The organism is Pontimicrobium sp. MEBiC01747, from assembly GCF_053601635.1.
This window is the reverse complement of record NZ_JBSHNS010000597.1, coordinates 1-7,782: the sequence shown is the minus strand read 5'-3', so window position 1 is coordinate 7,782 and position 7,782 is coordinate 1. Positions and strand designations below refer to the sequence as shown.

Sequence of the window (7,782 nt, the reverse complement as noted above, 5' to 3'; positions counted from 1 at the left end):
GCTATTGGGCGTGTACCAGGAAAAAAACGTAAAATTGAAAGCGATTTCAATACAGCTTTAGACGGCTTATTCAAAACATTAGACATGAATAAGAACGAAGTAGAAATGATTAAGTTTGAAAACAAACTTCAAGACCTCTCCACTGCAAGCGACTCTAGAGTACTAGACAACGAACGTTCGTTTATTAAAAAGAAAGTAGATGAAATTAAAGGAGAAATAAACCAATTAGAGAATAACCTATTATTCTTTAAACATGCAGATGATAAAAACCCTTTAGTAAAAAGTGTTCACGACAACATAAAGAAACACAAAGATTCTTTAGTGATTTGGAATAATAAACTAAAGAAAATTAAAGAACTATATAAACAACCTAAACCTGCTACTGAAAATTCAGAACCAGAAGCTTAGGCTAATTAAAAAAATAATTTGTATTAGTGTATAAAAAAATCCTTCTTGTATAAGAGGGATTTTTTTAGTTATAATTAAGTTTTTTATAACATATACAAAATATAAACTTAAACAAACTAATACCTCCCAGTTTAAAATTTATACTACAAACTCACTTTTTAAGTAGTTTTTTTTAATATTAGAAAGAATACACAAACTATAATTATTCACTTAAACATCTAAAAACCAAACATTTTATATAATATACACAAAGATTTATACATTATTTCAAGTATTTTCAATTAAAAATTGCAATTAATGGAAAAATAAAATCTTACTTCTTTTCTAAGCATGTTTGTTATATTTTTAAAATTAATCTAATTAATTAAAAAACATACATGAGACTGTCCTTAACTTTAGCATTCGTTTTATTACTTTTAAATGCCTGTAAACCCAAAGAACAAACAACTACAAATAGTCTTGAAGAAACAAAACAAGATTACACACAATATGTAAACCCTTTTATTGGAACAAGTAAAATGGGACATGTATTCCCAGGAGCAACTGCACCATTTGGGATGGTACAATTAAGCCCACAAACAAATTTTGAAGTGATGTTTGATGAAGATGGGAAATACAACTCAGAAACTTACGAATATTGTGCTGGTTACCAATATAGAGACTCTACTATTATTGGTTTTGCACATACAAATTTTAGTGGTACTGGACATTCAGACTTAGGAGATTTTCTAGTTATGCCTACAACAGGAAAGCTAACACTAGAGCCTTTAAAAACAATAACAGGCGAAAAGGGATTTTATTCTACATTTTCGCATAAAAAGGAAACTGCGTCTCCAGGTTATTATCAAGTAGACTTAGATAGTTATAATATTAAGGCAGAACTTACAGCTAGTGAGCGTGTTGGATTCCATCAATACACTTTCCCAAAGTCTAACAATGCACATATTATTTTAGATATGGTTTATAATGTTTACCATCATGATAATAAAAATGTATGGACTTTTATTCGTGTAGAAAACGACTCATTAGTAACTGGCTACAGACAAACCAAAGGTTGGGCTAAAACAAAAAAAGTATTTTTTGCGATGCAATTTTCTAAACCATTTAAAAGCTACGGACATAAAAAATATGATACCGTTAAGTATGATGGTTTTTACAGACGTTTTAATCAAGAAGAAAACTTCCCAGAAATAGCAGGAAAAGACATTCGTGCATATTTTAATTTTAATACTACTGAAGGTGAAAAAATTAAGATTAAGTTTGCCTTATCTCCTGTAAGTACGGCAGGAGCCCTAAAAAACTTAAAAGCAGAAATACCACATTGGGACTTTAATAAAACCCATGAAGCCACAAAAGAGAAATGGAATAAAGAGCTTTCTAAAATTGAAGTAACAACGCTAACTGAAGACAATAAAAAAACATTTTACTCTGCCTTGTACCATACTAACTTATCCCCTATTTTATATGAAGATGTCGATGGACAATACAGAGGGTTAGACCAAAACATACATACCTCAGAAGGATTTACAAACTATACCATTTTTTCGCTTTGGGACACTTACAGAGCACTTCACCCTTTATTTAATATTACCCAACCAGAGCGCAATAATGACATGATAAAATCTATGTTAGCCCACCATGATGAAAGTGTACATAATATGCTACCAATATGGAGCCATTATGCAAATGAAAATTGGTGCATGATTGGCTATCATGCAACATCTGTAATAGCAGATGCAATGGCAAAAAACGTAGGTGATTTTAATTATAACCGAGCATTAAAAGCCTCTGTAAACACAGCTAATGTAAAATACTTTGACGGTTTAGGAGATTATATAAATTATAAATATGTTCCAGAAGACAAAAGTCATTCTTCGGTTTCTAAAACCTTAGAATATGCTTATAATGATTGGTGTATTTCGCAAATTGCAAAACAAATTGGAGAAACAAAAACAGAAGAGGAATTTGCAAAAAGAGCAACATACTATAAAAATGTTTACGACCCAACTATTGGCTATATGCGTCCAAAATTAGCTAATGGTTCATTTAGAGATAACTTTGACCCAATGGATACCCATGGACAAGGTTTTATAGAAGGTAATGCATGGAATTATGGATTATATGTTCCTCAAAACATAGAAAACATGATAGAAATGATGAAAGGGAAAGAACATTTTTCTCAGCATTTAGATTCATTATTTACCATGAAAATAGAGGATAAATATATTGAAAAACATGAAGATATTACCAGAGATGGTATTATTGGAAACTACGTACATGGTAATGAACCTGGGCATCACATACCATACCTTTACAACTGGACAGGTCATCCAGAAAAAACTCAAGAACGTGTACGAATGATAATGGATACAATGTACGATTCTAGTGTAGAGGGATTATGTGGTAATGATGATGCAGGACAAATGAGTGCTTGGTATATTTTTAGCAGCCTTGGGTTTTACCCCGTAACGCCGGGATCTCCTAATTATGCTTTAGGTAGCCCGTTAGTAAAAGAAGCTACAATACATTTACAAAAAGGAAAAACGTTAACGATAAAAGCCAATAACCAAAGTAAAGAAAATGTCTATGTAACTAAAGTATCTATAAACGGTAAAGTGTTAGAAAACAACACAATATCTCATAAAGACATTATAAATGGAGGAACACTAGTTTTCGAGATGAGTAATCTACCTAACATAACACAATAGTTACTACATTAAGAATGTCATAAAAAAACCAAATCCTACTTCCTGAGGGAGGAAGTAGGATTTTGGCCCCTAACTAAACTAACCGATTATTTCTTTTTCGCTTAATAAGAAATAATTCTATTGTTAAAATGACACCATTTTTAAGTTTATGCTATTAACCAATTCTCTATGAAAGTTTTGATGTCATTTGTTTTATATACGCATCAAAAACAATTTTGGATTATTTAATATTAAAAAAATTAAAGTTTTTTTGCCTCCTCCCAAAAAATATCCATTTCTGCAAGAGTCATATCCTTTAAATCCTTATTCATTTCTTTTGCTTTGGCTTCAAGATATTGAAAGCGTTTAGAGAATTTTTTATTAGTACGCTCTAAAGCATTCTCTGGATTTATTTTTAAAAAGCGGGCATAATTTACCATAGAAAATAAAACATCGCCAAATTCATCTTCTATAGCATCTGTATCTCCCTTTGCAACTTCTGTTTTAAATTCTTTTAACTCCTCCTCTACTTTCTCCCATACTTGCTCTGGTTGTTCCCAATCGAAACCTACGCCTGCAACTTTATCTTGTATTCTATTTGCTTTTACTAAAGCTGGTAAACTTTTGGGCACACCTTCTAACACACTAGTTTTTCCTTCTTTTAATTTTAATTGTTCCCAATTACGTTTTACATCTTCTTCATCTGTTACTTTTACATCTCCATAAATGTGTGGATGTCTATGTATTAGTTTTTCGCAAATACTATTACAAACATCGGCTATATCAAAACTATTAGTTTCGCTACCTATTTTTGCATAAAACACTAGGTGCAGCATTAAATCTCCAACTTCTTTTTTAACCTCATCTAAATCGTTATCTAAAATAGCATCACCAAGTTCGTATGTTTCTTCTATGGTTAAATGGCGTAACGTTTCCATAGTTTGCTTTTTATCCCATGGGCATTGCGCTCTTAACTCGTCCATAATAGTTAATAAACGATCGAAGGCTTTTAATTGGTCTGCTCTACTATTCATTGTATCTAATTATTTTAGCAAAAATACTACTTACTATAAAGTTTTCTAAAGAAACGAGCCTATTAAAATTAAGATTTTAATAGGCTCGTATGTAAATTTATGTCTAAGGTTTTATCCTCTATTGCGGTCCATCTGGATCATGCATTCCATCGTCATTTCCTGGCAGGCAATTTTGATCTTGAAATTCTATTACCGTTGAGTTTGATCCTAAATCATACCCAATTCTATTTCTAGAACCACAATTACGAACTGGATCTGACCATTCTGACCATTCGCCCCATATAATTCCATTTTGAAGTTTTAAAGTTGTAATCTCTAAGGATTCAATTTCTGGTTTTACAGTATCTACAGTTGTAAAACTACATAATAGCACAAGGGCAGGGACAATGAATAATTTTTTCATGTTTAATATATTTTTATTGCTGTGCTAAAGAGAATAAAAAGTAGTCTAAGATAGAAAAAACATTTAGCAATAATACAATTTAGCATAAAAAAAATCCAGATTTATTAATAAATCTGGATTTTTTTTATGCTATTCCTTAAAATCTTATTCTTCTTCGTCTGAAGTAACAACTTCTTCTTCAAGATTTAATAAATTATTTTTCTGTAGCATATTATACCATTGTACTACTTTTTTAATATCGCTAGCATAAACTCTATCTTCATCATAATCTGGTAATACTTCAAAAAAGTATTCTTCTAGTTTATCTTTACCATCTTTATGACTAATGCTTGTTTGCGCTCCGTTTTCTTTAGCTTCTATTTTTTTAAACACCTCTCTTAAAGGCACTTCTTCTGTTAAAGTATAAATAGCTATTTCACTTAAAATACTAACGTTTTGTTGTATTCCTACCGAAATCTTACGATTGTCTATTAGTGATTCCGCAATAAAACCTCCACGTGTTTGTGTTACTAATTGGTATAATCCTGGCTTTCCTGCTATTGCTAATATTTTATCTAATCCCATATTTATTCTTTTTTAAGGATGGCAAATATCTAGTGTTCGCTCCTTTTAAACAAATTTTATCGTTTCTTTTTTTGATTTGGAAAACGCATTCTATAATCTATCCCTACTTTTCCTTTAGAAATATTGGCTAGTTTACCTTTTATTAAACGTTTTTTTAATGCCGACAGTTTATCTGTAAACAACACACCTTCAATATGGTCGTACTCGTGTTGCACTATTCTTGCTGCTATTCCTGTTAACTCTATCGTGTGTTTTTTAAAATCTAAATCGTAATATTCAATTTTTACATTTGGTTTTCTAAACACATCTTCTCTTACATCTGGAATACTTAAACAACCTTCGTTAAATGCCCACTCTTCTCCTGTTTCTTCTAAAATTACAGGGTTTATAAAAGTATGTTTAAAGTTATTTAAGTAATCGCGTTCTTCCTGGCTTAACTCTTTATCTTCTGCAAATGGAGAAGCATCTACAACAAATAAACGAATAGATAATCCTATTTGCGGTGCAGCAATTCCTAAACCGTATGCGCCATACATGGTTTCGTGCATATTGTCTACTAATTCTTTTAAATTAGGATATTCTGCTGTTATTTCCGTTGCTTTTTTCTTTAAAACAGGATCGCCATAAGCGACTATTGGTAATATCATTACATTAAAATTTATCTATTATACAGGTAACTTTGCAATATTATTGTGGCACTAATTTCGTCTACTAATGCTTTATTTTGTCTCTGCTTCTTTTTTAATCCGCTACTTATCATGGTTTGCATTGCCATTTTAGAGGTAAACCGTTCGTCTACTCTTTTAATGGGAATTTGCGGAAAAAAAGTTCGTAACTGACTTATAAAAGGCGCTATTAAAGCTTCGCTTTCGCTAGCTTCGTTATTCATTTGTTTAGGTTCCCCAATTAAAAATAACTCTACCTCCTCTTTATTGGTGTACGTTTTTAAAAACTCTAATAACTCCTTAGTAGGCACAGTTGTTAGTCCAGAAGCAATAATTTGCATATCGTCTGTTACCGCCAAACCGGTTCTTACCTTACCATAATCTATTGCTAGAATTTGAGCCATTATTAATTTTTGTGCAAATTTAAGGTTTAATTAGTACATAATAAATATTATGCCAAATTATAAATTGAAACTATATTTGCGTCAAGGATAGCGCAATTTGTTAAAGCTCTTTTTTGTACTTGGTTTGATATAACGGTTTAATGTAAAATATATTCTATAAAATAAATATAGCTTTGTTTTTTTATGAAACTGTTACAATTAAAAAAGTAAGCTGCAATAGCCTAACCTTTAGGGCATACCCCTAGAAGTAAAATTATACGATTTTTAACCTGCGTAAGGGATAATAAATAAAATTGAAATGAACGATTTACAACAAATTATTGAAAATGCCTGGAATGACAGAGCATTGTTAAACAACGACGAAACGACTACTGCTATTAGAAAAGTAGTGAGTTTATTGGACGAAGGTAAACTTCGTGTAGCTGAGCCTACTGCAAATGGCTGGCAAGTTAATGAGTGGGTAAAAAAAGCTGTGGTTTTATATTTTCCTATTCAAAAAATGGAAACGCTTGAGGTTGGTATTTTTGAGTTTCATGATAAAATTCCTTTAAAAACGGGTTATAAAGAAAAAGGGATTCGTGTTGTGCCTCATGCTGTGGCTAGACATGGGGCTTATATTTCGGCTGGTACTATTTTAATGCCTAGCTATGTTAATATTGGTGCTTATGTAGATGAAGGGACTATGGTAGATACTTGGGCTACTGTTGGTAGTTGTGCACAAATTGGAAAAAATGTGCATTTATCTGGTGGTGTTGGTATTGGTGGTGTTTTAGAGCCTTTACAGGCTGCTCCTGTTATTATTGAAGATAATGCGTTTATAGGGTCGCGTTGTATTGTTGTGGAAGGTGTGCATGTAGAAACAGAAGCGGTTTTAGGTGCTAATGTGGTTTTAACGGCTTCTACTAAAATTATTGATGTTACTGGTGACAAACCTGTAGAAATGAAAGGTCGCGTGCCTGCTCGTTCTGTAGTAATTCCTGGTAGCTATACAAAATCTTTCCCAGCGGGCGATTATAATGTACCTTGTGCTTTAATTATTGGTAAGCGTAAAGAGAGTACTAATAAAAAGACCTCTTTAAATGATGCGTTGCGTGAGCATAATGTAGCCGTTTAGTGTTTAGTCTTACGCTGTATCAAACTATGTAGGAGATAAAATATAAGCTCCAAGTTTTAAAGTTTTTCTTTAATCTTGGAGCTTTTTTTTATAGAGTTCGCAATTATACTCAGTTTACCAATACTATAATTTCTTGCAGGTTATTCGTAAACCTATTTTTTCTTCTTCAAATACTTCCTTTTAAAACGTTTCTTTCTGTTAATCTTTAATTTAAATTGTCTTGAAGAGTCTAATAGTAAATTATAAACAGTCTCAAAAGATTCTCCACTTAAATTGGCATACTCTTTAGCTATAATTCTAATCATTTTTTTAGAGAGCCATAATCGCTTAAGGTTATCCATACGTTTTGATAAACTCATGGTTTCAAAACGCATTCTATTTAAATCTATTAAATAAAAATCATACCCGTTGCCCTTTTTTACAATTAGTGTATTACCGGGAGAATGGTCTAGAAAGATAATATTATTTTCGAGTAGTTCATAAGTAAAAGCAGTAAACTGTTT

The 7,782-nt window shown here is 31.6% G+C and carries 7 protein-coding genes and 2 pseudogenes; 3 read left to right on the top strand and 6 right to left on the bottom strand.

Features of this window, described 5'->3' with window-relative positions:
• A pseudogene (locus ACVC2P_RS20065) lies at positions 1 to 408 on the top strand (DUF349 domain-containing protein); the annotation flags it as partial.
• Between the two features lie 377 nt (positions 409 to 785).
• Complete coding sequence (locus ACVC2P_RS20060) at positions 786 to 3,116, top strand: GH92 family glycosyl hydrolase (protein WP_452600228.1); 2,331 nt, start codon at positions 786 to 788, stop codon at positions 3,114 to 3,116.
• Between the two features lie 239 nt (positions 3,117 to 3,355).
• On the opposite strand, the gene mazG is transcribed toward ACVC2P_RS20060, so the two are convergent.
• The 5 genes from mazG to ruvX all read right to left on the bottom strand — a co-directional run bounded on the left by mazG (position 3,356) and on the right by ruvX (position 6,165).
• Complete coding sequence (gene mazG / locus ACVC2P_RS20055; RefSeq protein ID WP_452600227.1) at positions 3,356 to 4,129, bottom strand: nucleoside triphosphate pyrophosphohydrolase; 774 nt, start codon at positions 4,127 to 4,129, stop codon at positions 3,356 to 3,358.
• 118 nt (positions 4,130 to 4,247) lie between these two features.
• Positions 4,248 to 4,532, bottom strand: coding sequence for a hypothetical protein (locus ACVC2P_RS20050; RefSeq protein ID WP_452600226.1), 285 nt, complete (start codon positions 4,530 to 4,532; stop codon positions 4,248 to 4,250).
• Positions 4,533 to 4,676: 144 nt separating this feature from the next.
• Positions 4,677 to 5,096 (bottom strand): DUF5606 family protein, encoded by a 420-nt coding sequence (locus tag ACVC2P_RS20045; RefSeq protein WP_452600225.1) that lies wholly within the window; start codon positions 5,094 to 5,096, stop codon positions 4,677 to 4,679.
• Positions 5,097 to 5,152: 56 nt separating this feature from the next.
• Positions 5,153 to 5,743 (bottom strand): peptide deformylase, encoded by a 591-nt coding sequence (gene def, locus ACVC2P_RS20040; RefSeq protein WP_452600224.1) that lies wholly within the window; start codon positions 5,741 to 5,743, stop codon positions 5,153 to 5,155.
• An 11-nt stretch (positions 5,744 to 5,754) separates the two neighbouring features.
• Positions 5,755 to 6,165, bottom strand: coding sequence for a Holliday junction resolvase RuvX (gene ruvX / locus ACVC2P_RS20035; protein WP_452600223.1), 411 nt, complete (start codon positions 6,163 to 6,165; stop codon positions 5,755 to 5,757).
• Between the two features lie 298 nt (positions 6,166 to 6,463).
• On the opposite strand from ruvX, the gene ACVC2P_RS20030 reads away from it, so the two are divergent.
• Complete coding sequence (locus ACVC2P_RS20030) at positions 6,464 to 7,279, top strand: 2,3,4,5-tetrahydropyridine-2,6-dicarboxylate N-succinyltransferase (RefSeq protein ID WP_452600222.1); 816 nt, start codon at positions 6,464 to 6,466, stop codon at positions 7,277 to 7,279.
• Positions 7,280 to 7,431: 152 nt separating this feature from the next.
• Here the strand turns inward: ACVC2P_RS20030 and ACVC2P_RS20025 are convergent.
• Positions 7,432 to 7,782, bottom strand: a pseudogene (locus ACVC2P_RS20025) (lipopolysaccharide kinase InaA family protein); the annotation flags it as partial.

Bases quoted from the DNA above. Each gene is read 5' to 3' on its own strand.
- mazG (WP_452600227.1), bottom strand. From the start codon at position 4,129: ATGAATAGTAGAGCAGACCAATTAAAAGCCTTCGATCGTTTATTAACT.
- ACVC2P_RS20060 (WP_452600228.1), top strand. From the start codon at position 786: ATGAGACTGTCCTTAACTTTAGCATTCGTTTTATTACTTTTAAATGCC.
- ACVC2P_RS20045 (WP_452600225.1), bottom strand. From the start codon at position 5,096: ATGGGATTAGATAAAATATTAGCAATAGCAGGAAAGCCAGGATTATAC.
- ruvX (WP_452600223.1), bottom strand. From the start codon at position 6,165: ATGGCTCAAATTCTAGCAATAGATTATGGTAAGGTAAGAACCGGTTTG.
- ACVC2P_RS20030 (WP_452600222.1), top strand. From the start codon at position 6,464: ATGAACGATTTACAACAAATTATTGAAAATGCCTGGAATGACAGAGCA.
- def (WP_452600224.1), bottom strand. From the start codon at position 5,743: ATGATATTACCAATAGTCGCTTATGGCGATCCTGTTTTAAAGAAAAAA.
- ACVC2P_RS20050 (WP_452600226.1), bottom strand. From the start codon at position 4,532: ATGAAAAAATTATTCATTGTCCCTGCCCTTGTGCTATTATGTAGTTTT.